17 protein-coding genes are annotated in these 25,325 nt (G+C 66.9%); 10 read left to right on the top strand and 7 right to left on the bottom strand.

The genetic code is table 11. The annotated features are described in order from the left end of the window. Positions 1–81: 81 nt before the first annotated feature. Entirely contained in the window at positions 82–1,191 is a 1,110-nt protein-coding gene (locus KF907_RS02860) for a WD40/YVTN/BNR-like repeat-containing protein (RefSeq protein WP_291217985.1), read from the top strand. 10 nt (positions 1,192–1,201) lie between these two features. Then, positions 1,202–3,718: an efflux RND transporter permease subunit gene (locus tag KF907_RS02855; protein ID WP_291217983.1), complete on the top strand. Its 2,517-nt coding sequence runs from the start codon at positions 1,202–1,204 to the stop codon at positions 3,716–3,718. Positions 3,719–3,794: 76 nt separating this feature from the next. Here the strand turns inward: KF907_RS02855 and KF907_RS02850 are convergent, their stop codons facing one another. From KF907_RS02850 to KF907_RS02835, 4 genes are all read right to left on the bottom strand, one after another. Then, a complete protein-coding gene (locus tag KF907_RS02850) occupies positions 3,795–4,487 on the bottom strand; it encodes a VIT1/CCC1 transporter family protein (protein ID WP_291217981.1) in 693 nt (230 codons plus the stop codon). Positions 4,488–4,714: 227 nt separating this feature from the next. Then, entirely contained in the window at positions 4,715–5,188 is a 474-nt protein-coding gene (locus KF907_RS02845; RefSeq protein WP_291217979.1) for an Mpo1 family 2-hydroxy fatty acid dioxygenase, read from the bottom strand. Then, complete coding sequence (locus tag KF907_RS02840) at positions 5,178–5,894, bottom strand: J domain-containing protein (RefSeq protein WP_291217976.1); 717 nt, start codon at positions 5,892–5,894, stop codon at positions 5,178–5,180. The genes KF907_RS02845 and KF907_RS02840 overlap by 11 nt, the downstream gene beginning before the upstream one ends. Before the next feature lie 98 nt (positions 5,895–5,992). Then, positions 5,993–6,889, bottom strand: a complete 897-nt coding sequence (locus tag KF907_RS02835) for a phosphoribosylaminoimidazolesuccinocarboxamide synthase (protein WP_291217974.1) — start codon at positions 6,887–6,889, stop codon at positions 5,993–5,995. Between the two features lie 159 nt (positions 6,890–7,048). Here KF907_RS02835 and djlA point away from each other — a divergent pair, with 159 nt between their 5' ends. After that, complete coding sequence (gene djlA / locus KF907_RS02830; protein WP_291217972.1) at positions 7,049–7,846, top strand: co-chaperone DjlA; 798 nt, start codon at positions 7,049–7,051, stop codon at positions 7,844–7,846. Between the two features lie 91 nt (positions 7,847–7,937). After that, the gene (gene rpe / locus KF907_RS02825) at positions 7,938–8,612 is read left to right on the top strand and encodes a ribulose-phosphate 3-epimerase (RefSeq protein WP_291217969.1); all 675 of its coding nucleotides are present in this window, start codon (positions 7,938–7,940) and stop codon (positions 8,610–8,612) included. 94 nt (positions 8,613–8,706) lie between these two features. On the opposite strand, the gene KF907_RS02820 is transcribed toward rpe, so the two are convergent. Beyond that, the gene (locus KF907_RS02820) at positions 8,707–9,318 is read right to left on the bottom strand and encodes a glutathione S-transferase family protein (RefSeq protein ID WP_291217967.1); all 612 of its coding nucleotides are present in this window, start codon (positions 9,316–9,318) and stop codon (positions 8,707–8,709) included. Between the two features lie 164 nt (positions 9,319–9,482). On the opposite strand from KF907_RS02820, the gene KF907_RS02815 reads away from it, so the two are divergent. From KF907_RS02815 to KF907_RS02790, 6 genes are all read left to right on the top strand, one after another. Beyond that, positions 9,483–11,321 (top strand): hypothetical protein, encoded by a 1,839-nt coding sequence (locus KF907_RS02815; protein WP_291217966.1) that lies wholly within the window; start codon positions 9,483–9,485, stop codon positions 11,319–11,321. A 343-nt stretch (positions 11,322–11,664) separates the two neighbouring features. Next, entirely contained in the window at positions 11,665–12,867 is a 1,203-nt protein-coding gene (locus KF907_RS02810) for an efflux RND transporter periplasmic adaptor subunit (protein WP_291217965.1), read from the top strand. Between the two features lie 141 nt (positions 12,868–13,008). Then, complete coding sequence (locus tag KF907_RS02805) at positions 13,009–16,188, top strand: efflux RND transporter permease subunit (RefSeq protein ID WP_472843849.1); 3,180 nt, start codon at positions 13,009–13,011, stop codon at positions 16,186–16,188. A gap of 229 nt (positions 16,189–16,417) precedes the next feature. Further along, entirely contained in the window at positions 16,418–19,558 is a 3,141-nt protein-coding gene (locus KF907_RS02800) for an efflux RND transporter permease subunit (protein WP_291217963.1), read from the top strand. A 59-nt stretch (positions 19,559–19,617) separates the two neighbouring features. Beyond that, positions 19,618–20,160, top strand: coding sequence for a DUF1190 domain-containing protein (locus tag KF907_RS02795; protein WP_291217962.1), 543 nt, complete (start codon positions 19,618–19,620; stop codon positions 20,158–20,160). After that, positions 20,160–21,341 carry a glutathionylspermidine synthase family protein gene (locus KF907_RS02790; RefSeq protein WP_291217960.1) on the top strand — a complete coding sequence of 394 codons (1,182 nt, stop codon included), beginning with the start codon at positions 20,160–20,162 and terminating at the stop codon, positions 21,339–21,341. Before KF907_RS02795 ends, KF907_RS02790 begins: the two co-directional genes overlap by 1 nt. An 81-nt stretch (positions 21,342–21,422) precedes the next feature. Here the strand turns inward: KF907_RS02790 and KF907_RS02785 are convergent, their stop codons facing one another. Further along, positions 21,423–21,815 (bottom strand): hypothetical protein, encoded by a 393-nt coding sequence (locus tag KF907_RS02785; RefSeq protein ID WP_291217957.1) that lies wholly within the window; start codon positions 21,813–21,815, stop codon positions 21,423–21,425. Positions 21,816–22,105: 290 nt separating this feature from the next. Continuing rightward, positions 22,106–25,255 (bottom strand): bifunctional proline dehydrogenase/L-glutamate gamma-semialdehyde dehydrogenase PutA, encoded by a 3,150-nt coding sequence (gene putA, locus KF907_RS02780; protein WP_291217955.1) that lies wholly within the window; start codon positions 25,253–25,255, stop codon positions 22,106–22,108. Positions 25,256–25,325 lie beyond the last annotated feature (70 nt).

Here is a 25,325-nt window from a genome sequence, read left to right as displayed (position 1 = left end):
GCCCCGCATTCGTGCGGGGCCGGTTTCCGTTTGATGATCCGTGCGAGTGCCCACGCCTCGTGCCCGACCAGGGGTGGTCCGATGCAGTTTTCCCGTTCACGACCGCGCGTGGCGGTGATTGGCCTGGCGCTCATTGCCGGTGCCGCGCTCGCCGACGAGTCGGTTGCTCCCGTTGCCGATCCGATGGCCTTGCCGGCCGAGCGGCAGCCGCTTGCGGCTGAATCGCTGATGCTTGACCTCGTGCGTGCGGGCGGCACGCGTCTCGTGGCAGTCGGTGAACGCGGTCAGATCCTGCTCTCCGACGACGGCAGCACCTGGCGCCAGGCGGAGGTGCCCCTGCGCAGCACGCTGACCGCTGTCAGCGCCGTGGGCAATCATGTCTGGGCAGTCGGCCATGATGGCGCGATCGTGCACAGCGCCGACGGCGGCGAAAGTTGGAAGATCCAGCGCCGCGATCCGTGGGCGCTGCCGACTGACGGCGCGGAACACGACCTGCGCCAGGGCGTGCCCCTGCTGGATGTGTTGTTCACCGATGCCAGCAACGGCATCGCGATCGGTGCATACAGCCTCATGTTGACCACCAGCGATGGAGGTCGTTCCTGGAACGGAGGACGCATCGACGTCGTCGGTGAGGACAGTTCCGTTTCAGCCGCCTCCAGCGTCGGCCACAGCGACGACGATGGCTTGGACAGCGATGTATTCAGCGCCGAAGAACTCGCCATTGGCCAGGAAAGTGACCCGCATCTCAACGCGATCGCGCGCACCGGCAGCGGCGCCTTCGTCATCGTTGGCGAACGCGGTGCGGTGTTCCACTCGCGTGACGGCGCACGCTGGGAGCGTACGCAGCTTCCGTATGACGGGTCGATGTTCGGCGTGATCGGCTACGACGACGAACGTGTGCTCGCCTTCGGCCTGCGTGGTCATGTCTTCGAATCCGACGACCTCGGCACCAACTGGCGCGAGGTCGATACCGGCACCGAGCTCAGCCTGATGGGCGGCGCGCCTCTCGATGGCGGTGGTGCAGTCGTCGTCGGTGCCAACGGCACGATCCTGCGGCGTTCAAGCGTCGACGCACCGCTGGCGCTGTCGACCCATACGGCAGCCGGTGTGATCGCCTCGGTACTGCCGACGGCAGGTGGCAGTCTCGTGATCGCCGGCGAGAATGGCCTCGACCGCTTCCCGAACGAATGACGGAATCCCGATGAGCGCAGGCAGCCCCGCCAATCGCCCGCCAAGCGCGTTGCAGCGTTTCGCGGAAACTCTCGTGTTCGGCAACCGGCCGATCGTTCTTGCACTTTTTGCCATTGCCACGATCGTGTTCGCGTTCTTCGCCGCGCAGCTGCGCGTCGACGCGGGGTTCAAGAAGCAGATCCCGCTCAAGCACGAGTACATGAAGACCTTCATCGACTACGAGCAGGAGTTCGGCGGCGCAAACCGCGTGCTCATTGCCGTGCTCGACAAGAAGGGCGACATGTTCAACCTGCCGTTCTTCCGCACGATGGAGAACATCACGCAGGACGCCAAGAACGTCGACAGCGTCGACGAGGCGCGCGTGCGTTCGATCTTCACCCCGAACGTGCGTTTCGTCGAAGTCGTCGAAGACGGCTTCGCCGGTGGCAACGTCATCCCCCAGGAGTTCACGCCCAACAGCGAGGGTTTTGAAGCGACACCCGAGCAGTTCGCCACCATCAAGGCCAACATCGAAAAGGCGGGCATCGTCGGCCGCTTGGTGGCAAAGGACTTCTCCGGCGCGATGGTCTGGGTCGATCTCGTGCCCGAGAATCCCGAGCAGGGCGTCAAGGTCGACTACAACCGCATTGCCGAGCAACTCGACGCGATCCGTGCCAAGTACGAGAACGAGGACACCACGGTCGCCATCATCGGTTTCGCCAAGATGGTCGGTGACATCACTGCCGGCGCGAAATCGGTGATCTGGTTCTTCGCCATCACCATCGCCTTCACCTGGTTGCTGCTGTTCATCTATTCCTCGTCGATCAAGCTCGCCACGTTGACCGTGTTCTGCGCACTGGTTTCGGTGGTGTGGATGCTCGGCGCGCTGCGCCTGCTCGGTTTTGGCATCGATCCGATGAACATGCTGACACCGTTCCTGATCTTCGCCATTGCGGTCAGCCACGGTGAGCAGATGATCAACCGCTTCCGCGGCGAGATCTTCTTCGGTGGGCTCGAGGAAGGCACGCCCGAGGAGCTCGCCACACGCAGTGGCGTCGATCCGCTGACCGCCGCGCGCAACGCCTTCCGCGCGATGCTCGTGCCGGGTGCGGTCGCGCTCGTGGCCGGTTGTGTCGGCTTCGCTGCCATCCTGGTCATCCCGATCCGCATCATCTTCGAGCTGGCCATCACCGCGACCGTCGGTGTGGCCCTGACCATCCTTACCGACCTCGTCCTGCTGCCGGTACTCCTTTCCTACACCAAGTTGCGCAACCTGCCGCGCAAGCGTGCCTATCGCCTGCGTCAGCTTACCCAGTTCGACAAGATCTGGACCGTGCTGGCGAAGTTCAGCCGGCCTATACCGGCTGCGATCATCCTCGTCATCGGCGTAGCCACATGGTTCGTCGCCGAACGCCACGGCGAGAAGGTCATGATCGGCGACGCACAGATGGGTGTCGCCGAACTGCATCCCGACGCGCGCTACAACCTCGACGCCGTGCAGATCAGCGACAAGTTCGCGCTCGGCGTCGACATCCTCAACGTGATCGCCGAAGGCGCGCCGTCTGCCTGTACGGGCAGCTACCCGACCATGGAGCTCGTCGATCGCTTCGCCTGGCATCTGCGCAACGTCGAGGGCGTGGCCCAGGTAATGACCCTGCCGATGGCAGCAAAGATCGTCAACGCCGGGTGGAACGAGGGCAATATCCGCTGGCGCGTTCTCCCACGCGATGCCGACACGCTGCGTCTCGCCACCCAGGGTTTCGAGACCGATTCGGGCCTGCTCAATGCAGACTGCAGCGCGATGCCGATCATGGCCTTCCTGACCGACCACCGCGCCACCACGATCGACCGCGTCGTCGGTGCGATCAAGCAGTTCCGAGAAAGCAACGCGGCCTGGGCCGGTGGCACGGTCAACCTGCGCACCGTGCTCGCCGAGCAGGCAGCGGCCGGCGAGGAGCCAAAGCCGGGCGAGCCGTTCGTCAACCTGCGCCTGGCTACCGGCAACGTCGGTGTCATGGCCGCGATCAACGACGAGGTGCGCGCAGTCAAGCGCCTGATCCTCTACATGCTGTACGCCGCGGTGTTCCTCATGTGCCTGTTGAGCTTCCGCAATCCACTGTCGGCGTTGTGCATCGTGCTGCCGCTCGTGCTCGTCACCGAGCTGGGTCATGCACTGATGGTGCACCTCGACATTGGCATGAAGGTCAACACGTTGACGGTCGTCGCCCTTGGCGTCGGCATCGGCGTCGACTATGGCATCTACATCTTCGCGCGCATGCGCGAGTCCCTGCTCGCCGGCCGTCCACTTACAGAGGCCTATTTCGCCTCGCTGAAGACCACCGGCATTGCGATCTTCTACACCGCGCTGACGCTCGCGGTCGGCGTGTTCACATGGGTGTTCTCCGACCTCAAGTTCCAGGCCGACATGGGCGTGATGCTGACCTTCATGTTCGTCGTCAACATGCTCGCCGCGATCATCTTCCTGCCGGCGCTGTGCCGCTGGCTGCTGCGGCCGATGGAGAAGGCACGGGCCTTGCGGATGTCATGACGCCATTGCGGGTTGGATCGGGGCATCCCTAGCCCCTGTTCTGGCCCTTCGTGGCTTCGGCCGCGACGGGGCTTGATCAGGACATCCCGAGCCAGCGCCCGACCAATGCGGTCGCGCTCATTGCGAGTGCGCTCCACGTGACGACGCGCACGGCGCCACGAAGCATGGGCGCGCCGCCGGCCCAGGCGGCGAGTGCGCCGAGCAGGGAGAGGCAGATCAGCGAGGCCACCATCACGCCGGCGACGATGGCTTCGTGCGGCAGCATCAGGAAGGCCAGCAACGGCACGATCGCGCCGGAGGCAAAGGAGAGGGCCGACGTTGCCGCGGCCTGCAGCGGGCGCGCAGCCAGTTCGGGAGTGATGCCGATGTCGTCGCGCGCATGGGCAGCCAGCGCGTCGTGCGCGGTCAGCTGTTCGGCAACTTGGCGTGCCAGCGCGGGATCGAGGCCACGGTCGACGTAGATGCCGGCGAGTTCCTCGAGTTCGGGCTGCGGATGTTCGGCCAGCGCGCGGCGCTCGATGGCCAGGTCGGCTTCCTCGGCATCGGCCTGCGAACTGACTGATACGTACTCACCAGCCCCCATCGACAGGGCACCGGAGACGAGTGCTGCAGCGCCGGCCAGCAGCACATCGCTACGCCCGGCAGAAGCCGCGGCCACGCCGACAATCAGGCTCGCGGTCGAGACGATGCCGTCGTTGGCTCCGAGCACGGCCGCACGCAGCCAGCCGCTGCGTCCGGACTTGTGGACGTGATGATGACCTCCCGGCATGTTCGACCCCCATGATTGAGCGGTGAAGCCTGGCACGCGAACTTCGTGGACGAAGCGCAGACGCGCTCATTCTCTCGCGTGCAGGGGGATGGTGTCGAAGAGGTCGAGGGACGCGCGGTCGGATGCACAAGGACCATGCACTCCGCGCCCAGCGGGCGAGCGGGTCGGCATGGTCGCCGCGCAGCCTTCGCTCGGCGGTCCTGCCGTCGTTGCGCGGGTCGATGCCGTCAACGCGCAAGGCCCAACCGTCGCATGACCGTGCCGACCAGCCAGGCCGGACCGATCAGCAGCCAGATGAGGTCGGTGCGGATCGGTGGTCGTGTGCCTTCGATGAGCTGACCGATGAATCGACCGATCCAGGCCAGCACGAACACGCCGGCACCCAACCGCAACAGTTGCGCCGGGCCGAGCGTGTGCCACAGCCACTCGTTCAGCAGGCCGAACACGCCAAGGACGACGAGCATGCCGAGTCCGCTCGCCCGCGAGCGGCGCCAGCAGAATGCGAATACGCCGACCATGGCCAGCGCCGCCCAGAAACCGGGTCGTCCGAGCGACTCCGGCACCGGGACGACCCACAGCAGGGTGATGAGCGCATACAGGATCGCCGGCGCGCAGATCGAGTCGATCAGGCGGTTGAGCGGGTGGCGATGGCCGCGACGGTAATCATCGAACCACTCGTGTGCACTGGGCTCAGTCGCCACGCGTGGCCTCGGGCGACGGTGGCGTGCGTGCGATGCGCAAGGCGCGCAGCGGCGAGCTGTACCAGGTCGTGACCCGACCGTTCTCGAACTGGATCCAGGATGGGCCGTATTCCCAGCGGTATTCACTGCGCGTGACGGGTTCGCCCTGGATGCGCAACACGTCTTCGGCACGCATGCCCACGTGGATTCCACCTGCGCGTGGCGTTGGCGGCGCGGCCACGACGCTCGCCGCTGGTGCTGTGCGTACCGGTTCAGGCACGAGCGCGTCCTCAAGTGCTGCAAGCCGCGCGATCAGCCACACGAACAGGCCGACGACGCCGACCCCGGCGAGCCACAGGCCCGGGCGCAGGCCACTACGTGGTCCTGGTTCGATGAGGTCGGGTTGCTGCGGCGTCCGTGGCACGGCGTCGGCCGTTTCGATTCGTTGTGCCGCGGCCCAGGCGCTGTTGTCGCCACTGCGTGCCGAGGGCGCTGCACCCGGCAGGCGGCCGTGCTCCCGATGGAACCGGATCGCGGCATCGTACAGGCGCGTCAGGCGGGCGAGCTGATCCTGCGCCAGATGCTGCGAGATCGGATCGTCACCATGGCGATCCGGATGCAAGGTCGAGACGAAGCGTCGATAGGCGCGCTTGAGGTCGTCGATGCCCGCGTCTGGCGCGAGCCCGAATTCGTGGTACAGCCGCAGGAAGTCGATGCCGCGCGTCATGCCTGCCCCTCGAACCTCAGCCACCGCAAACGCGGCGACGGTTGCCAGTATAGGAACTTCGGCGGCGTGCGGTTGCCCGCAGCCGCCTCCGGTCAGGATCAATCCACACGGATGCCGGCCAGCCGGTGCAGGGCCTCGGCGTATTTCGCCGCAGTGGCGGCGATGACCGCGGCAGGCACGTGCGGTCCGGGTGCGGTCTTGTTCCAGTCCAGCGTTTCGAGATAGTCGCGCACGTATTGCTTGTCGTAACTCGGCGGGCTGATGCCGACCTTGTAGTGCTCCATCGGCCAGAAGCGCGACGAATCCGGCGTCAGCATCTCGTCCATCACGTACAAGCGGCCTTCGGTGTCGGTGCCAAACTCGAACTTGGTGTCGGCAATGATGATGCCGCGCGCGGCAGCGAAGTCTGCGGCGAAGCGATAGATCGCCAGCGTCGCTGCGCGCACCCGCTCGGCCAGTTCGCCGCCGATCTTCTCGACCACCGCGTCGAAGGAGACATTCTCGTCGTGTTCACCGACCGCAGCCTTGGTCGAGGGGGTGAAGATCGGTTCGGGCAGGCGTTCGGCCTGCCGCAACCCCGCCGGCAGGGCGATTCCGCACAGGGCGCCGGTGGCCTGGTAGTCCTTCCAGCCGGAGCCGATCAGGTAGCCGCGCGCGATCGCCTCGACCGGCACCGGCTTGAGGCGTTTTGCCACCACGCTGCGGTGCGCGTACAGATCGGTGTCTACACCACTCGGCAGCACACTGGCAACGTCGCGCCCGGTCAGGTGGTTCGGCTGGATGCCGGCGGTCTGTGCGAACCAGAAGTTCGAGATCTGGGTGAGCATCTCGCCCTTGCCGGGGATCGGGTCAGGCAGGACGACATCGAAAGCGCTGAGGCGATCGGTGGCTACGATCAGCAAGGTGTCGGCATCGAGTGCATAGACATCGCGCACCTTGCCGCGGTGGACGAGGTCGAGGCCGGGGAGAGCGGAGGCGGACAGCGTGGTCGGCACGGATGCGGTTCCCGGCGGGATCGGGTGCGCAGTTTAGCGTGATGCACGCCTGCGCCTGTAGAATCGCCGCCCGACCGCCTGCCGGGACACGTGGATGTTGCACCACCCGCTCGATCGTCGTCGCGATGCCGCCGGTTCCCGCAGTGCCGGGAGCTGCGCATGAGCTGGATCGGCAAGATCGCAGGTGCCTTCATCGGCTACCTCCTTTTCCGCAATGTATTCGGGGCCTTGCTCGGTGGCATGCTCGGGCATTTCCTTGATACCGGCCTGCTGCGCCCGCGTGCCGCACTTGGTGCTTCGTTCATCGAACCACTGTTCGCCTTCGCCGGCGCGCTGTCGAAGTCCGATGGCCGCGTGTCAGAGCAGGAGATCCGCGCCGCCGAAAACCTGATGGCGCGTCTGCGCCTCGATGACGAACAGAGGCGCATTGCGATCGATCGCTTCACCGTCGGCAAGCAAGCCGACTATGACGTGCAGCGTGCGGTTGCCGAGCTCAGGCAGTGGACGCGCGGCCGTCGCGACCTTGCCTTCCTGCTGCTCGACATGCTGCTCGATCTCGTCTACGCCGAAGGTCCGCTCGCCGTTGCCAAGGAGGCGATGGTGCGCAAGCTGTGCTGGTCGCTCGGGGTCAGCGACGCCGAACTCGCCGCAGTCGCGGCGATGAAGGGTTACGGGTCACCACACGGGGCGTGGCAACAGCATGATCCACGCGGTTCGGGTGCCGGCGGCCAGCGCGGCGCGCCGTCACGTGTGCAGGTCGACCCCTACACCGTGCTCGGCATCAAGCGCGGCGCCGAACCACGCGACATCAAGCGCGCCTATCGCAAACTGATGAGCCAACATCACCCGGACAAGCTCGGCGACGTGCCGGACGAGCTCAAGCGTCGTGCCGAAGCGCAGGCGCGCGAGATCAACGCCGCCTATGAACGCATCAAGTCGGAGCAGGGTTTCACCTGAAGCGGGCTGTGGATGCCCCGTCCAGCGCATCCCTTGTGGCAACCGCCGATCTGCCCGACCATCCAGCCGTACGTGCCGCCGAGGATCTCCCGTGTCCAGACAACCAGCCGTCATCGCCCCGTCGATCCTGTCGGCCGACTTTGCCCGCCTCGGCGCGGAGGTCGAGGCCGTGCTCGCCGCCGGTGCGGAGTGGGTGCATTTCGACGTGATGGACAACCACTACGTGCCGAACCTGACGATCGGGCCGCTGGTCTGCGAGGCGCTGCGCAAGCACGGCATCACCGCGCCGATCGACGTGCACTTGATGGTCAAGCCGGTCGACCGCATCGTGCCGGACTTCGCGAAAGCCGGGGCGACCACGATCAGCTTCCACCCCGAGGCCAGCGAGCACGTCGACCGCACGATCCAGCTCATCAAGGCCAGCGGCTGCAAAGCGGGCCTCGTATTCAACCCGGCCACGCCGCTCCATCACCTCGACCACGTGCTCGACCAGCTCGACCTCGTGCTGATCATGTCGGTCAATCCCGGCTTCGGCGGACAGAGCTTCATTCCGTCCGCACTCGACAAGTTGCGCCGCGTGCGTGCGCTGATCGACGCCAGTGGTCGCGATATCCGCCTCGAGATCGACGGCGGCGTCAAGGCCGACAACATCGCCGAAATCGCGCGCGCCGGCGCCGACACCTTCGTCGCCGGCTCGGCGATTTTCGGCCAGAAGGACTACGCCGCGGTCATCGCGGCGATGAAGGCGGCGGTCAAAGCTTCGTAGGAGCCCCTTCAGGGGCGATGCCCTTGCTTTGGAGGTTGTACAGAAGGAGCATCGGCCGTGAACGGGCTCCTATACCACGGCATTCACCCCGGCATCAGGCCAACCCTTCGGCCTTCAACGCCTCCTGCACGCCGATATCGGCTTCCATGCGTGCCTTGAACGCGGCGATGTTCGGCAGGCCCGACAGGTCCACCCCGAGGAAACCGGCCCAGCGCAGGGTCACGTAGAAATACGGGTCGGCGAAGCTGCGGAAGCCGGCCAGCCAGTCGCGGCCTTGAAGCTGCTTCTCGGCCTGTTCGTACAAAGCGCGCAGGCGCTTGCGCGCGGCGGCCTTGAGCGCATCGTGCTGGCCTTCGTCGGCAAGGAACGCCGCCGGGCCGAAGATCGGCCGGAACGCCGGATGCAGGTCGGAGTTGACGAAGGAGAGCCAGCGGTTCGCCTCGGCGCGCTGGCGTGGTGAGCCGTCGCCGGCGAGCTTCGCCTGCGGATACGTGTCAGCGATGTAGCCCATGATCGCCGCGTTCTGGGTCAGCACGAAATCGCCATCGACGATCGCCGGCACCGCGCCGGTCGGATTGATAGCCAGATATGCCGGTTCCTTCATCGTCGCCGCCGTCAGGACCTCGACCTCGAACGGCTGCCCGGTCCATTGCAGAGCGATGTGGTCGGCGGTCGAGCAGGCGCCGGGCTTGGTGTAGAGCTTCATGGGGTGTCCTCGTGTGGATGGGGTGCGCGTCCGCCGAGTTTGGCGCGCCTGCGCGCGGATTCAAGCCTAGCGGATGTCCTGCGCCGACGCGCATTTGCGCTTGTATCGATGGTGCGCGCCGATGACACGCGCGACGTCGTGGATCCCAACGATTGGAGGTGCCCATGCGCATGTTCCTCATGTGCCTGTCGTTCGCTGTGCCCTGCATGCCCGCCGCGCATGCGGCCATCTATTCGGTCGGCGGCGCCGGCTGCACGCATGCGAGCGTGCAGGCCGCGGTCGCCGCGGCGGCGGCGAATGCCGGCGGTCCGCATGTGATCCGCCTGCCAGAATCGACGTTCTCGGCCTTCACCGGCGTGGTCATTGCCAATCCGCAGGCCGACATCACCCTCGAAGGCGGCTATGCCAACTGTGCGGCATCGGCACCGCAGGCCGGCGTGCACACCACGCTCGATGCCAACGATGCCGCGCGCCACATCCGCATCACCAACACCACGGCGACGACGCGCCGGCTGACCCTGCGCCAGGTGATCCTCGACCGCGGCAGCGCGGACATCGGCGGCGCGATCCGTGCTGACGGGCGTGTCGTCGTCGTGCTCGACGCCGAAACCTCGGTGCGTCGCAGCTCGGCGCAGCGCGGCGGCGGCATCGCCATCGGCATCGCCAACAGCGGCGAAGCCGAACTGCACGTGCAGGGCGGATCGAGCGTGCGCTCGAACAGCGCGAGCGACGCGGGCACCGGTGGCGGCGGGATCTTCGCCGGGCCGTACGCGCGCGTGGTTCTCGGCCCGTCAAGGATCGAGCAGAACAACGCTGTCGGCAACGGCGGCGGCATCCATCTCGCCGGACCCGCCGCCAGCGGAATGGTGGTGACGCCGGGCGAGGGCACGGTGTCGATCTCGAACAACCGCGCCCACTTCGGTCGCCCCGTGGTGGCCGGCGGTGGCGGTGAAGGCGGCGGCATCTACGCCTACCGCCGCGGCATCTTCGTTGATGCGCCGCAGGGCACGACCAACCGCCATGGCTTCACCCTCGTCGGCAACCGCGCCTACTCGGGCGGTGGCGTCGCCGCGCGCAATGACGACCAGGCTGGCAGCGAGCCGGCGCTCTCGTTCGCCAACACGGCGTTCGCGCTCAACGAGGCCCACAACGTCGGCGGAGCAGTGTTCGCCAACGGTCGCGTCTGGATCGCCATCGGCCATGCCTCGACCGCGCCGTGCCCGGCCTTCTGGCTGGTCGGTTTCACCTACAGTTGCTCGACCTTCCTCGCCAACGAGGCCGCCGCGGTGGGCGTGGAGGCCGCGGCCGGTGCGATCCACTTCCACATGGGTTCGGCGCCGTCCTCGCTGCTGACCGTGACGCGCACCGAGTTCCGCGGCAACACCAGTGCCGGTTCGGTCGCCACGATCCTGTCCTACACCGACAGCCTCGGCGGCACGACCGTGGTCGAGCGCTCGACCTTTTCCGGCAACGCCGCGCAGTCCGTCGATTCGACCGGCTCGCGCGCGCTGGCCTCGATCACCGGCAGCCTGACCACGCGCTTCCGCTACAACACCGTGCTGGACAACAACGTGCAGAACCTGCTGCGCGCGCAGAACATCGACCTGCAGGGCAGCATCCTGTGGGCACCATCGGCCGCGACGAATTTCGCCGGCGCGACGCCGACCGTGGTCCACAACGACTGCCTCATCACGCGCCTCGGCGACCAGATTCCCGGCTTCGGCAATCCCGCGCGCGTGTTCGCCATCGAGCCACGCATCGATCCGGCCTTCTACCGCCCGGCTCCGGCCTCGCCCGCCGTCGACGCCTGCGACGGCCTCGGCTTCGCGCCCGGCGAGGACTACTACCGCACCGCGCCGTTCGCCGACACGCCCGGCGTGCCCGACCGCTTCGGCGACGCTGCCGGCCGCCACGATCTCGGCGCCGTCGAACGCGACGACGTGCTGTTCTTCGGCGGCTTCGGTCAGCGCGTGCCGGCCTCGACGGGGCCGCACGATTACTGAGGAATCGTGCGGCCTGCCCTGTCCACTGATTCGCTGTAGGGAACCTCGAAAAAACTCCCCCTTTCCCGTCATGCCGGCCCGACCAGACATTCGTCTGTTGAAAACGCCGGAATGACGGCTTTGCGCAGGACTCTTATTGGAGGTTCCCTCCAGGATGCTCTCGCTCACCCCGAGCGCTCACGAACGCCCCCGGAAGCGAGGGCCTGCCCCAGGGAAACTTTGCTGCCCGGCATGACTCCCAGCATGCGGCGCCGGGCGGCCATTCGCGCGATCATGTGCGCCGCTCGTGCCCACTGAACCAGTGGCCGCGAATCATTTTCATCCAGACATAAGGGATCGGCGCATGTCGCGCGGCAAGTGGATCGGACTTGGAGTGGCCGTGGTGGTGGCTGCGTTCATCGGCTGGCGCCTGTTCGCGGGCGGTCCGGGTGCGTCGGGGCCACGCGGTCCCGGCGGGCAGGGCTGGCAGAACGAGGGGCCGATTCCGGTCACCGTGGTCGCCGCCGAGGCGCGCGATGTGCCGCTGTTCCTGACCGCGCCGGGTACGGTGCAGGCGCTCAACACGGTGTCAGTCAGCGCGCAGGTGAGCGGCCAGCTCAAGGCCGTGCACTTCCAGGAAGGCCAGGAGGTGAAGAAGGGCGACCTCATCGCCGAGATCGACCCGGCCACCTACCAGGCCGCGCTCGACCAGGCCGTGGCAAAAAAGAAGCAGGACCAGGCCCAGCTCGCTGCCTCGCGCAGCACGCTGGCGCGCTATGAGGAGCTGATCGAGAAGAAGTTCGTCTCCGCGCAGGATCTCGAGAACCAGCGCCAGACCGTGCGCCAGCAGGAGGCGATGATCGCCGCCGACGATGCGGCGATCACGAATGCGCGCACCCAGCTCGGCTACACGCGCATCGTCGCGCCGATCGACGGCCTCGCCGGCATCCGCCAGGTCGACGTCGGCAACCTCGTGCAGGCCAACGGCGGCGCCATCGTCGTGCTCACGCAGACGCGGCCGATCAACGTGCTGTTCAACCTGCCGCAGCGCGACATGGCGCGCGTGCGCGAAGCCGACGCGGCGCCTCTCAGGGTGTTCGCGTTGTCGAGTACCGATACCGCGCCGATCGCCGAAGGCGTGCTGACCGTGGTCGACAACACCATCGATACGGCGACGGCGACGTTCAAGCTCAAGGCCGAGTTCCCCAACGAGGACCGCCGCCTGTGGCCCGGCCAGTTCGTCAACGTGCGCCTGCAGGTCAAGACCGTGCGGGGTGGCATCGTGGTGCCGGCGACCGGCGTGCAGCAAGGCCCGGATGGCGAGTTCGCCTGGCTCGTACAGGGCGACGATACGGTGGTCATGCGCAAGGTCGTCAGTGCCGGCAGCGTCGAGGGCCAAGGCGTGCTCGTCACCGAGGGTCTCGCGCTCGGTGATCGCGTCGTCACCGAAGGCCAGTTCCGCTTGAAGGCGGGCAGCAAGGTCACGCCGCTTGCGCCGGGTGAGGTCGCTGCACCGAAGGCGCCGCCGGCCGATGCGGCGAAGCGCGGTCGTTCGGCGGGCGGTTGAACACGAATGTGACCTGGCCGGCGATTGCCGTCCGGTCCTGAACGCAAGACAGGACGCGCGCCGCGCTCCGATCCAGCAGGACACCTTACCGTGGGCTTCTCGACGCTCTTCATCCGCCGACCGATTGCCACCTCGCTGCTGATGGCGGCGCTGCTGCTGCTCGGCATCGCCGGCTACCGCCTGCTGCCGGTGTCGGCGCTGCCTGACATCGACGCACCGTCGATCCAGGTGACCACGCAGTATCCAGGTGCGAGCCCGACCACGATGGCGGCGCTGGTCACGACGCCGCTCGAGCGCCAGTTCGGGCAGATCTCCGGCTTGCGCGTGATGACCTCGGATTCGTCGGCCGGTCTGTCGACGATCCTGCTCACCTTCGACATGGATCGCGACATCGACGCCGCCGCGCAGGACGTGCAGTCGGCGATCAACGCCGGCCGCGGCACGCTGCCGAACAACCTGCCGTACCCGCCGGTCTACAACAAGGTCAATCCGGCCGACGCGCCGATCCTCACGCTGGTGATGCAGTCCGACGCGCTGCCGCTGCGCGAGGTCAACAACTACGCCGACTCGATCCTCGCGCAGAAGCTCGCGACGGTCGCTGGCGTCGGCCTGGTCAGCATCGCCGGCAACGTGCGTCCGGCCGTGCGCATCCAGGTCGATCCGACCGCGATCGCCAACCAGGGCCTGACCATCGAGGACATCCGCGCGGCGCTCGTGCAGGCCAACGTCAACGGCCCGAAGGGCACGATCGACGGCGCCGCGCAGTCGTTCACGATCGGCGCCAACGATCAGTTGAGCGACGCCGACGAATACCGCAACACGATCGTCAGCTACAAGGGTGGCTCGCCGGTGCGCCTGGCCGACGTGGCCAAGGTGATCGATGGCGTCGAGAACGACCAGCTTGCCGCCTGGGCCAACGGCAGGCCCGCCGTGCTGCTCGACATCCGCCGCCAGCCCGGCGCGAACATCGTGCAGACCGTCGACAACATCAAGCGCATGCTGCCTGAGCTGCGCGCACTGTTGCCCGCCAGCGTCAACCTCGACGTGTTCGCCGACCGCACGGTGACGATCCGCGCCTCGGTCGAGGACGTCGAGTTCACCCTGATGCTGACGGTCGGTCTCGTCATCGCCGTGATCTTCGTGTTCCTGCGCCGGCTGTGGGCCACGGTGATTCCAAGCGTGGCCGTGCCGCTGTCGATCGTCGGCACCTTCGCAGTGATGGCGGCGATGAGTTTCTCGCTCGACAACCTCTCGCTGATGGCGCTGACCGTCGCCACCGGCTTCGTCGTCGACGATGCGATCGTGATGATCGAGAACATCGTGCGTTACCTCGAAAAAGGCCACGCACCGAAGGAAGCCGCCGAGAAGGGTGCGCGCGAGATCGGTTTCACCGTGCTCTCGCTGACCGTCTCGCTGATCGCGGTGTTCCTGCCGCTGCTGCTGATGCCCGGCGTGACCGGGCGGCTGTTCAAGGAGTTCGCGGTCGTGCTGTCGATCGCGGTTGCGCTGTCGATGGTCGTCTCGCTGACCCTGACGCCGATGATGTGCGCCTACCTGCTGCGCCGCGAAAATGCACCGGCCGACGAGGAAGCCGTCGACACCGGCCATCATGGCGAGGGTGGCTGGTGGAACCGTCTCGTCGATGCCTATGCGCGCAGCCTAGACCGGGTGTTCGCGCACCAGAAGCTGACCCTGCTCGTGCTGGCGGCGACGGTCGCGCTGACCGTGCTGCTGTTCGTGACCATGCCGAAGGGCCTGCTGCCGGACCAGGACACCGGCATGATCACCGGCGTCGTGCAGGCCGACGAGACGATCGCGTTCCCGGCCATGCTCGAACGCACGCAGCGCGTCGCCGAGGCCTTGCGCGCCGATCCGGCCGTGAGCGGTGTCGCCGCCTTCGTCGGTACCGGATCGATCAACCCGACCCTCAACCAGGGCCAGCTCAACATCGTGCTCAAGCCGCGCGGCGAACGCGACGGCCTCGATGCGCTGCTGCCACGTTTGCAGGACGCCGCAGCCGGGATTCCGGGCATCGCCCTGTTCCTCAAACCAGTGCAGGACATCGCGCTCGACAACCGCATCGCGCCGACCGAATACCAGTACGCCCTGACCGATGTCGACGCCGATGAGCTTGCCGAGTTCGCCGGACGCATGACCGCGGAGCTCGCCAAACGCCCCGAACTCGCCGACGTCGACAACAATCTCGCTGCCAACGGCCTGCAGCTGAACCTGACCATCGACCGCGACCAGGCCAGCCGCCTTGGCGTGCCGATCCAGACCATCGACGACACGCTCTACTCGGCTTTCGGCCAGCGCCAGATCTCGACGATCTTCACCCAGCTCAACCAGTACCGCGTCGTTCTCGAGGTCGATCCGCAATACCGTACCAGCGCCGACCTGCTCGATCGCCTGGCGGTGCGCGGCAGCGGCAGCGGTGCGCTGACCGGCAGCAACGCGACCACGCTCGGCATGGTCACCTCGAGCAACTCGGCCACGCCGAGCGGCATCGGCACGCAAGGCAACACCGGCATCAGCCTCGGCGGTGGCGGCACGATTCCGATGGCCTCGCTGGTCGATGCCAAGGTCGTCAACGCGCCGCTCGTGGTCAGCCACCAGAACCAGCTGCCGGCGGTGACGATCTCGTTCAATCTCGCGCCGGGTCATTCGCTGTCGCAGGCGGTCGAGGCGATCGCCGAGGTCGAAAGGTCGATCGGCATGCCGCCACAGGTGCGCGGCAGCTTCATCGGCAAGGCCGGCGAGTTCTCCGCCTCGATGATCGACGAGGTACTGTTGATCCTCGCCTCGCTGGTGGTCATCTACATCGTGCTCGGCGTGCTCTACGAGAGCTACATCCATCCAGTCACGATCATCTCGACCCTGCCGCCGGCCGGCGTCGGTGCGTTGCTCGCGCTCAGCCTGTGCGGTTTCGATCTGTCCATCGACGGCATCGTCGGCATCATCCTCTTGATCGGCATCGTCAAGAAGAACGCGATCATGATGATCGATTTCGCCATCGATGCGCAGCGCGACGGCATGTCCGCGCATGCCGCGATCCGCCGCGCCGCCCTGCTGCGCTTCCGTCCCATCCTGATGACCACCGCCGCGGCGATGTTCGGCGCGCTCCCGCTCGCCCTCGGCACCGGCATCGGCTCCGAACTGCGCCAGCCACTCGGCGTGTCGATCGTCGGCGGCCTGCTGCTCTCACAGCTCATTACGCTGTACACCACACCGGTCTTGTACCTGCACATGGAGCGTTTCTCCGATTGGCTGCGCGGACGCCGCGAGCATCGTGCACTGGTGCAGGCGGGGGCGAGGGCATGAGTGTCGTCACGGCCATGCGAGCAACCCGTAGGAGCCCCTTCAGGGGCGATCCAACGAAGACGCAAGCATCGCCCGTGAACGGGCCCCTACAGAACAGCGGCGAGGCGCGCCTTGCTTTGCCTTGGCTCGGCCCCTCTGTCGCAGGAGCGCGCCCTGTGCGCGATTTTCGTTCCACGCGGCGCGAATCGCGCACAGGGTGCACTCCCGCGGATCCACGCGGAGCCGGCCGATGAACCTCTCCGCCCCCTTCATCAAACGCCCCATCGGCACGATCCTCCTCGCCCTCGGCGTGTTCGTCGGCGGCGTCATCGCCTATTTCCAGCTCGGCGTCGCGGCGTTGCCGAACATGGAGTACCCCGTGATCTTCGTGGTCGCAAACCAGCCGGGTGCGAATGCGCAGACGATGGCATCGACCGTGGCGGCGCCGCTCGAGCGCCACATGGGACGCATCGCCGGTGTCGACGACATGGGCTCGAACAGCCGTGAGGGCAACACGGTGGTGATCCTGTTCTTCAAGGTCGATCAGGACATCGACAGTGCGGCGCGCGACGTGCAGGCGGCGATCAATGCGGCCATGCCGGACCTGCCGGCCGGCTTGCGTACTGCGCCGTTCTACCGCAAGGCCAACCCGAACAACGACCCGGTGCTGTTGCTCGCCCTGACCTCGCCGAAGCACTCCCCGGCCGAGCTCTACAACATGGCCGATTCGTTGCTCGCCCAGCGCGTGCGCCAGTTGCCGGGGGTGGCTGACGTCGGCATCGCCGGTGGTGCGACACCGGCCGTGCGCATCGATGTCGACCTGTCGAAGCTGACCTCGATGGGTCTATCGGCCGATCAGGTGCGCAACGCGATCGCCGCCGCCAACGTAACCTCGCCGCAGGGCTTCCTCGGCGACGGCCAGCGCATGATGACCATCGCCGCGAACGGTGCCTTGACCGAAGCCGAACAGTTCGCCGATCTGGTCGTCGCCGTGCGCAATGGTGTGCCGGTGCGCCTGCGCGAGATCGCCACCGTCGGGGATGGCCTGGAGAACCGCAACCAGGCGGCGTGGTTCAATGGCCAGCGTTCGGTCCTGATGGTCATCACCAAGCAGGCCGATGCCAACGTCATCAAGACGGTCGACAGCGTCCACGAACAGTTGCCGCTGATGCGCAGCTGGCTGCCCGAAGGCGTGCAGCTCATCCCGTTCAACGACCGCACGGCGACGATCCGCGCCTCGGTCAACGAGGTGCAGATCACCCTGTTGATCAGCCTGGCCCTGGTCATCCTGACAATGCTGCTGTTCCTGCGCCGCGTCGTGCCGACCGTGATCGCCGGCGTGTCGGTGCCGCTGTCGCTGGCGGCGGCCTTCATCGTCATGTACGTGTTCGGGTTCACCCTCGACAACCTCACCTTGATGGCGCTGGTCATCTCGATCGGCTTCGTCGTCGACGATGCGATCGTCGTCATCGAGAACATCGTGCGCCATCTCGAAATGGGCAAGCCGCGCCTGCAGGCCGCGCTCGACGGTGCACGCGAAATCGGCTTCACGATCGTTTCAATCACCGCCTCGCTGGTGGCCGTGTTCCTGCCGCTGCTGTTCATGGGTGGGTTCATGGGCATGATGCTGCACTCGTTCTCGGTGACGATCGCCGCGGCGATCATCATGTCCGCGCTGGTCTCGCTGACCCTTACCGCCGCGCTGTGCGGGCGCTGGCTGCTCCCGCATGCCGCGGTTCGGCCATCGAAGTGGGTTGCACGCATCGACCGCATGCATGCGGCGATGACGCGCGCCTACCAACGCGGCCTGGATTGGTCGTTGCGCCATCCGCGCCTGATGAGCCTGCAGCCTGTGCTGCTGATCGGGTTGACCGTCGTGCTCGCCGGTTTCCTCAAGTTCGGTTTCGTGCCGCAACAAGACACCGGCATGCTCAACGGCACCACGGTGGCCGGCGCATCGACTTCGTACGAAGCGATGGTCGAACTGCAACGCAGCATCGCCGACATCGTCATGGCCGATCCTGCCGTGGAGAGCGTCGGCTCGCAGCTGGGCGGGGGCGGCGGTCCGGGGTCGGGCAGCAATCGCGGGCGCCTTTTCATCAACCTCAAGCCGCTCGGCCAGGGGCGCGACGTGTCGACCTTCGCGGTGATGGCGCGCCTGCAGGCGAAGACGGCCGGCATGCCGGGCATCCAATTGCGCCTGCGCCCGGTGCAGGACGTCGGTGGTGGCGGCGGCCCGCGCGGCGGTGATGCCACCTACACCTATTCGCTCAAGGGCAGCAACTATGAGGAACTGCTCGAATGGGGCCCCAGGCTCGCCGCTGAACTGGCCAAGTTGCCGCAACTGAAGAGCGTCGGTACCGCGCTCGATGATGGCGGCATCGAGCAGAACCTCGTCATCGATCGCGATACGGCCGCACGCCTCGGCGTGTCGATCGGCGCGATCGACAGCGTGCTCTACAACGCCTTCGGCCAGCGCCAGATCTCCACGATCCATTCCGACCTCAACCAGTATCGCGTCGTGCTCAACGCGATCACCGGCGCCACGCCGGGTGTGGAGACACTGGAACGCCTGCACGTGCGCGCAAACAATGGCGCGATGGTGCCGTTGTCGGCGCTGACGCGCATCGAGGCCGGACGAGCCCCGCTGACGATTCAGCATGCGTTCCAGTTCCCGGTGTTCGACCTCAGCTTCAATCTCGCCGAAGGCGTCAGCATGGGCGAGACGATCCCGCTGATAGGTGAGGTCATGCGCAACCTGCGCATGCCGGGCAGCATCAGTGGCGAATTCGGTGGCGACTTCCGCCGTTTCCAACAGCAGCAGAGTGGACAGAACCAGCTCATCCTGTTCGCCATTCTTGCCGTCTATCTCGTGCTCGGCATCCTCTACGAGAGCCTGATCCATCCAGTCACGATCCTGTCGACCCTGCCAGCCGCCGGTGTCGGCGCACTGTTGGCGATGATCGTGACCAGCACCGAACTGTCGATCGTTTCGGTGATCGCCATCGTCCTGTTGATCGGCATCGTCAAGAAAAACGCGATCATGATGATCGATTTCGCCCTCAAGGCCGAGCGTGACGAGGGTCTTGCACCGATCGAGGCGATCCGTGAAGCCTGTCTGGTGCGCTTCCGACCGATCATGATGACTTCGATGGTCGCGATTCTTGGTGCGTTGCCGCTGGCCATCGGTTTCGGTGTCGGCTCGGAGATGCGCCAACCGCTCGGCATCGCGATGATCGGCGGCCTGCTCGTCTCGCAGAGCCTGACCCTGTTCTCCACGCCCGCGCTCTACCTCGTGTTCGCGCGCATCGCCGCGCGCCGGCGCGAGAAACGCGCGGCGAAACGTGCCGCGCGGGCTGCCACGCAGTCAGCGAAAGCTGCGGCGCCGTGACGGTTCCCCTTTTGTGCACGCACGGGCAGACTGTGCGCCTGGCCGGCAAGGAAACGATGATGAAGCGTTCAAAGACGACCGCCCTGTTGCTGATGGGCACAGCACCACTGCTGCTGACCGCCTGCAGCGAGGAAGAAAGCGTGCGCGAGGGGCTGTACACCTCGGTCGAGGCCTGCGTCGAGCAGACCAATGACCGCTACAACTGCGAGCAGGCATTCACGTCGGCAACGCGCTTGGCCGAGGCGGAAGGCCCGCGCTATGCCTCGCGCGAGGAATGCATCGCCGCGCACGGCGCGGACAACTGCAACGAGATGCGCACCAGCACGGGTCACTCATACTTCATGCCGTTCATGACAGGCTTCCTGATGGCCCAGCTCATGCGTGGCGGCCAGCCGGCCGGGCTTGCCTCAAGCCCGGCCTATCGTTCGCCGAACGGCACCTGGCAGCGGCCGGCGTCGGCGGGTGGCGTTTATCGCGCCGGCATGAACGGCACCACGGCGATGGCACCGGTCAACGCGCGGCCGAACGCGGCACCGACCGTGTCGCGCGGCGGCTTTGGCGCGAGCAGTGCCGGTCGCGGTGGTTCGAGCAGCGGCGGCTGATGCGGCGCATTGCGATCGCGCCGCGCCCGGACTGGCGCGAACGCGCCGAGCAAGCCGGTTTCGTCTTCCACACGATCGACGGTGCTCCCTATTGGGACGAGTCGGCGTTCTACGCCTTCACGCTCGACGAGATAGAGCAGGGCATCGAGGATCCGACGGCTGAACTGCATGCGATGGCACTCGACCTCGTTGACGAGGTGGTCGGCAGCGAGCAGCACATGGAGCGGCTCGCCATTCCCGAACCATTCCGCGACTGGATAGCGGCGAGCTGGCGTGCACGCGAGCCACACCTGTATGGGCGCATGGACTTCGCCTGGAATGGAATCGGCCCGGCCAAGCTGCTCGAGCTGAACTATGACACGCCGACTTCGCTGTACGAATCGGCGTTCTTCCAGTGGCAATGGCTCGACGACCAGCAACGTGCCGGGCGTCTGCCGGTGGCCGCCGACCAGTACAACTCCATCCATGAGAGTCTCGTCGAAGCATTCGGCACGATCGCGCCCTCGTTGCCGCGCCCGTTCCTGCTCTCGGCGGTGCGCGAATCGGCCGAGGACCAGGGCACGGTCATGTACCTGCAGGAATGCGCGCAGCAAGCGGGTATCGACTGTGGCCTGATCGCCATCGAGGACATCGGCGTATCCGCCGACGGCCACTACACCGACCTTTCCGATCGCACCATCGGCACGCTGTTCAAGCTGTACCCGCTCGAGGACCTCATGCGCGAGGATTTCGCGCGTTGGCTGCCGACCTCAGGCCTGCGCCTGATCGAACCGGCATGGAAGGCCGTGCTCAGCAACAAGGGCATCCTGCCTTTGCTGTGGGAGAAACATCGCGGCCACCCGAACCTGCTCGCCGCGGAATTCGACGACGGCGAGGGCGTGCTTGCCGCCGGCTGGGTGCGCAAGCCGCTGCACTCGCGCGAAGGAGCGAATGTCACGATCGCCTTGCCCGATGGCCGGCGGCTCGCCTCGGAAGGCCCGTACAACGGTCCCTGCATCCGCCAGGCCTTCCATCCGCTCGCGCAATTCGATGGTCGCCATGCATTGCTCGGCAGCTGGGTCGTCGGCGACCGTGCCTGTGGCCTCGGCATCCGCGAAGACGCCTCACCGATCACCCGCGACGGCGCCTGCTTCGTGCCGCACGTGATCCTCGCTGAGGAAACGGGTGTGCTGGTGGCCTGAAGCCGCGACGTGCGTTCACGAAGACACCGCGGAGCCCGTTCACGGGCTCCTGCAGGTCAAGCGAAGCGAGGCGCAAGGCCTTCAATCTCCGATCTCGAGGCCATGCGGCGGCTTTGCGTGGTCATCGACGACATCGGCGTGGGCGATGAGGGCGCGGCCGCGAAGCTCAGCGGCGATCGCCGGCGCGTGCGCATGTGCCTGCGCGACCATCGGGATGGCGATCCGCGCGCTGACCCGCACGGTGGGCATCAAGGTCACCGGCAAGGGGGCATCAGCGGCGACGTGCCAGCGCGCATCGGCGTCGGGCTTCGCCACATCGGCGACCACGGTCACGGTCGGCAGCAGCGTTGCCGCGAGCGGCGCGCGCGAGTCGACCGTCATCGTCTCGGCACAGGATGCCTTGGCCGTGCCCGCGGCCACGGCGACGAGGGCGATGAACAGGAAGGCACGGCGGGGGGAATAACGGGTTTTCATGGCAGTCTCCAGCAAACGGTGTTGCAAGTCCGGTAGAGCAAGCGCTGTGCCAGCCTGGCCGGAGTGTGTCGTTTGCGGGAAAAGAGATGCAGCGGCGCGCATTTGCGTTGCTGTGAAGGAAGTCATGCCCTGCCTGCGGCGGCCGTTCGCGGACACAGCAACTGTCCGCATGCGTGTCCGCGGAAGTCGCTCGGCCCCTGCTTCGGTCGTGCGCATGCCGGCGCGCGCGCGCCTGCGTTCGCGCGTTCGTCGGCAAGCTGCGGATGGGGAGGCGGCCAGGCCGCCCGTGATCACTCGCCCAGGGTCAACAACGACGCATTGCCACCCGCTGCCGTGGTGTTGATGGTGACCGTGCGCTCGGTGACGAAGCGCAAGAGGTAGTGCGGGCCGCCGGCCTTGGGCCCGGTGCCGGAGAGGCCTTCGCCGCCGAACGGCTGCACGCCGACGACCGCACCGATCTGGTTGCGGTTGACGTAGCAGTTGCCGACTTTGGCGCGCTTGACGATGTGGTCGATGGTGTCGTCGATGCGGCTGTGGATGCCGAGAGTGAGGCCGTAGCCGGTGGCGTTGATGGCGTCGATCACCTCGTCGAGGCGGTCGGCCTTCCAGCGCACGACGTGCAGAATTGGCCCGAACACTTCGCGTTCGAGCACCGACAACGACGGGATCTCGTAGGCGCGCGGGGCGAAGAAGGTGCCATGTTCGGCGCTCGGACCGGATTTCACGGTAGCGATCAGGCGTCCTTCGCGATCCATGCGTGCGGCGTGGTCGCTCAGCACCTTGTGCGAGGGTTCGTCGATGACCGGGCCGACATCGGTGGACAGCAGGCCGGGATCGCCGAGAGTCAGTTCGGCCATCGCGCCGGCGAGCATGGTCATGACCTTGTCGGCGATGTCATCCTGCACGAACAGCACGCGCGCGGCCGAGCAACGCTGGCCGGCGGAATCGAACGCTGACGCGATCACGTCCTTGACGAGTTGTTCGGGCAACGCCGAGGAGTCGGCGATCAGCGCGTTCTGGCCGCCGGTCTCGGCGATCAGCGCGGCGATCGTCGAATCACGTGCGGCCAGCGTGCGGTTGATCGTCCACGCGGTTTCGGTCGAGCCGGTGAAGCAGACGCCGGCGATCTCGGGGCGCGTGAGCAGGGTCTGGCCGAGCACCGAACCCTTGCACGGCACGTATTGCAGCACGCCTTCCGGCACGCCGGCCTCGTGCAGCAGCTTGACCGCGGCATGGCCGATCAGGGTGGTCTGGTCGGCCGGCTTGGCGATGACGCTGTTGCCGGCGGCGAGGGCGGCGACCACCTGGCCCATGAAGATCGCCAGCGGGAAGTTCCACGGGCTGATGCAGACGAACACGCCGCGGCCGTGCAGGTGCAGTTCGTTGGTTTCACCGGTCGGGCCCGGCATCGTTTCGGGCTGAGCAAACAGCTTGCGCGCCATTGCCGCGTAATAGCGACAGAAGTCGGCGGCTTCACGCACTTCGGCGATCGCCGCGGACATCGTCTTGCCGGCTTCGCGCACGGCCAGGGCGATGAACTCGGCGCGGCGCGCTTCGAGCAGGTCGGCGGCGTGTTCGAGGATCTTCGCGCGGCTCGCGGCCGGCAGCGCGTTCCAGTCCGGCTGCGCGGCGAGCGCGTTGTCGAGCGAGCGCGCGATGGTGGCGGCACCAGCGGTGGTCGAATCACCGATCACGCGGCGGCGGTCGGCCGGGTCGGTGACGGCGCGCTTGTCGCCGTCGGGCTTGGCGTCCGGTACGAGCGGGGTCGAGGTCCACGGCTTGCGCGCGGCGTTGACGCTGTCGGCGAGTGCGCGCAGTTCATTGTCGTTGGCGAGATTGGCGCCCATGGAGTTCTTCCGTTGTTCGCCGAACAGACCGATCGGCAGGGGAATGCGGGGGTGCGGCTTGGAGTCGTGCTGGCGCACGACCTCACAGGGGTCGGCGACGAGGTCGCGGATCGACACGTCCTCGTCGACCACGCGGTTGACGAAACTGGTGTTGGCGCCGTTCTCGAGCAGGCGGCGCACGAGATAGGGCAGCAGGTCCTCGTGGCTGCCGACCGGCGCATACACGCGGCACGGCACGTCGAGGTTGTCCTTGCCGACCACTTCGGCGTAGAGATCCGCGCCCATGCCATGCAGGCGCTGGTGCTCGTACGGGCGGCCCTTGGCCAGGTGGTGGATCGCCGCGATCGTATGCGCGTTGTGGGTGGCGAACTGCGGATAGATCAGGTTCGCGCCGGCCTCGAACATCTGCTTGGCGCAGGCGAGGTAGGAGACGTCGGTGTTCGGCTTGCGCGTGTACACCGGATAGCCGGCGAGGCCGAGTTCCTGCGCGCGCTTGATCTCGGAATCCCAATAGGCGCCCTTGACCAGGCGCACGCACCAGCGCCGGTTGGCCTTGCGTGCGGTCTCGGCCAGCCAGTCGATCACGAACGGCGCGCGCTTCTGGTAGGCCTGCACGGCGAGGCCGAAGCCGTTCCAGCCTTGCAGTGACGGGTCGGCGAACACCGTGCCGATCACGTCGAGCGAGAGTTCCAGGCGATCGGCCTCCTCGGCGTCGACGGTCATGCCGATGCCGTTGGCCATGGACAGTCGGGCGAGCTCGAGCACGCGCGGGGTCAGTTCGGCGAGCGCGCGCGCACGATTGGCCACGTCGTAGCGCGGATGGATCGCCGAGAGTTTCACCGAGATCGACGGCGCTTCGATCACATCGGTCCACGGCCCGCGCCGGCCGAGCGCAGCGATCGCGTCGCGGTAGGCCTGCTGGTAGCGCTCGGCGTCGTGCGCGGTCAGCGCGGCTTCGCCGAGCATGTCGTAGGAATGGCGGTAGGCGCGGTTTTCCTTCTGCTCGGAACGGTCCTGCGCCTCGTCGATCGTGCGCCCCATGACGAACTGGTGGCCCATGATGCGCATGGCCTGACGCACGGCCAGGCGGATCACCGGTTCGCCGGCACGGCCGATCAGGCGCTTGAGCGCGCCGGTGAAGTTGCTGCGTGTTTCCTCGGCCAAGCTGACCAGACGGCCGGTCAGCATCAGGCCCCAGGTCGAGGCATTGACGAACAGCGACTCGCTGGCACCGACGTGCTTGCGCCAGTCGGCTTCGCCGAGCTTGTCGCGGATCAGCTTGTCGGCAGTCTCGCTGTCAGGGATGCGCAGCAAGGCCTCGGCTACGCACATCAGCAGCACGCCTTCCTCGCTGGAAAGGTCGTACTCGCGCATGAACGATTCGACCGCGCTCTGGTTCGATGCCTTGGCCCGCACGCGTGCGACCAATTCGGCGGCGCGCGCGAGCACGAGCTCGCGCTCGGCGGGCGGCAGGCTGGCTTGGGCAAGCAGGTCGTTGACCGCTTCGGTCTCGTCGCGCAGCCAGGCTGCGGTGATGCGGGCGCGCGCGGCATCGCTCGGCGCGGGCAGTTCGGGGGAGAGGATGTCGCTCACGGTGCGGACGTCTCGCCTGGGGTGGCCGCCAGGCTGTGGCGGCGGGGGGCACTAGTGTAGAGGAGGGCCG

This window comes from Dokdonella sp. (assembly GCF_019634775.1).
Classification (GTDB): domain Bacteria; phylum Pseudomonadota; class Gammaproteobacteria; order Xanthomonadales; family Rhodanobacteraceae; genus Dokdonella.
This window is presented reverse-complemented; position numbering and strand designations above follow the sequence as displayed.

What these genes read in the sequence shown, in the direction of transcription:
- KF907_RS02860 (WP_291217985.1), top strand. Translation starts at nt 82, where the DNA reads ATGCAGTTTTCCCGTTCACGACCGCGCGTGGCGGTGATTGGCCTGGCG.
- KF907_RS02855 (WP_291217983.1), top strand. Translation starts at nt 1,202, where the DNA reads ATGAGCGCAGGCAGCCCCGCCAATCGCCCGCCAAGCGCGTTGCAGCGT.
- KF907_RS02850 (WP_291217981.1), bottom strand. Translation starts at nt 4,487, where the DNA reads ATGCCGGGAGGTCATCATCACGTCCACAAGTCCGGACGCAGCGGCTGG.
- KF907_RS02840 (WP_291217976.1), bottom strand. Translation starts at nt 5,894, where the DNA reads ATGACGCGCGGCATCGACTTCCTGCGGCTGTACCACGAATTCGGGCTC.
- djlA (WP_291217972.1), top strand. Translation starts at nt 7,049, where the DNA reads ATGAGCTGGATCGGCAAGATCGCAGGTGCCTTCATCGGCTACCTCCTT.
- KF907_RS02820 (WP_291217967.1), bottom strand. Translation starts at nt 9,318, where the DNA reads ATGAAGCTCTACACCAAGCCCGGCGCCTGCTCGACCGCCGACCACATC.
- KF907_RS02815 (WP_291217966.1), top strand. Translation starts at nt 9,483, where the DNA reads ATGCGCATGTTCCTCATGTGCCTGTCGTTCGCTGTGCCCTGCATGCCC.
- KF907_RS02810 (WP_291217965.1), top strand. Translation starts at nt 11,665, where the DNA reads ATGTCGCGCGGCAAGTGGATCGGACTTGGAGTGGCCGTGGTGGTGGCT.
- KF907_RS02805 (WP_472843849.1), top strand. Translation starts at nt 13,009, where the DNA reads ATGGCGGCGCTGCTGCTGCTCGGCATCGCCGGCTACCGCCTGCTGCCG.
- KF907_RS02800 (WP_291217963.1), top strand. Translation starts at nt 16,418, where the DNA reads ATGAACCTCTCCGCCCCCTTCATCAAACGCCCCATCGGCACGATCCTC.
- KF907_RS02795 (WP_291217962.1), top strand. Translation starts at nt 19,618, where the DNA reads ATGAAGCGTTCAAAGACGACCGCCCTGTTGCTGATGGGCACAGCACCA.
- KF907_RS02790 (WP_291217960.1), top strand. Translation starts at nt 20,160, where the DNA reads ATGCGGCGCATTGCGATCGCGCCGCGCCCGGACTGGCGCGAACGCGCC.
- KF907_RS02785 (WP_291217957.1), bottom strand. Translation starts at nt 21,815, where the DNA reads ATGAAAACCCGTTATTCCCCCCGCCGTGCCTTCCTGTTCATCGCCCTC.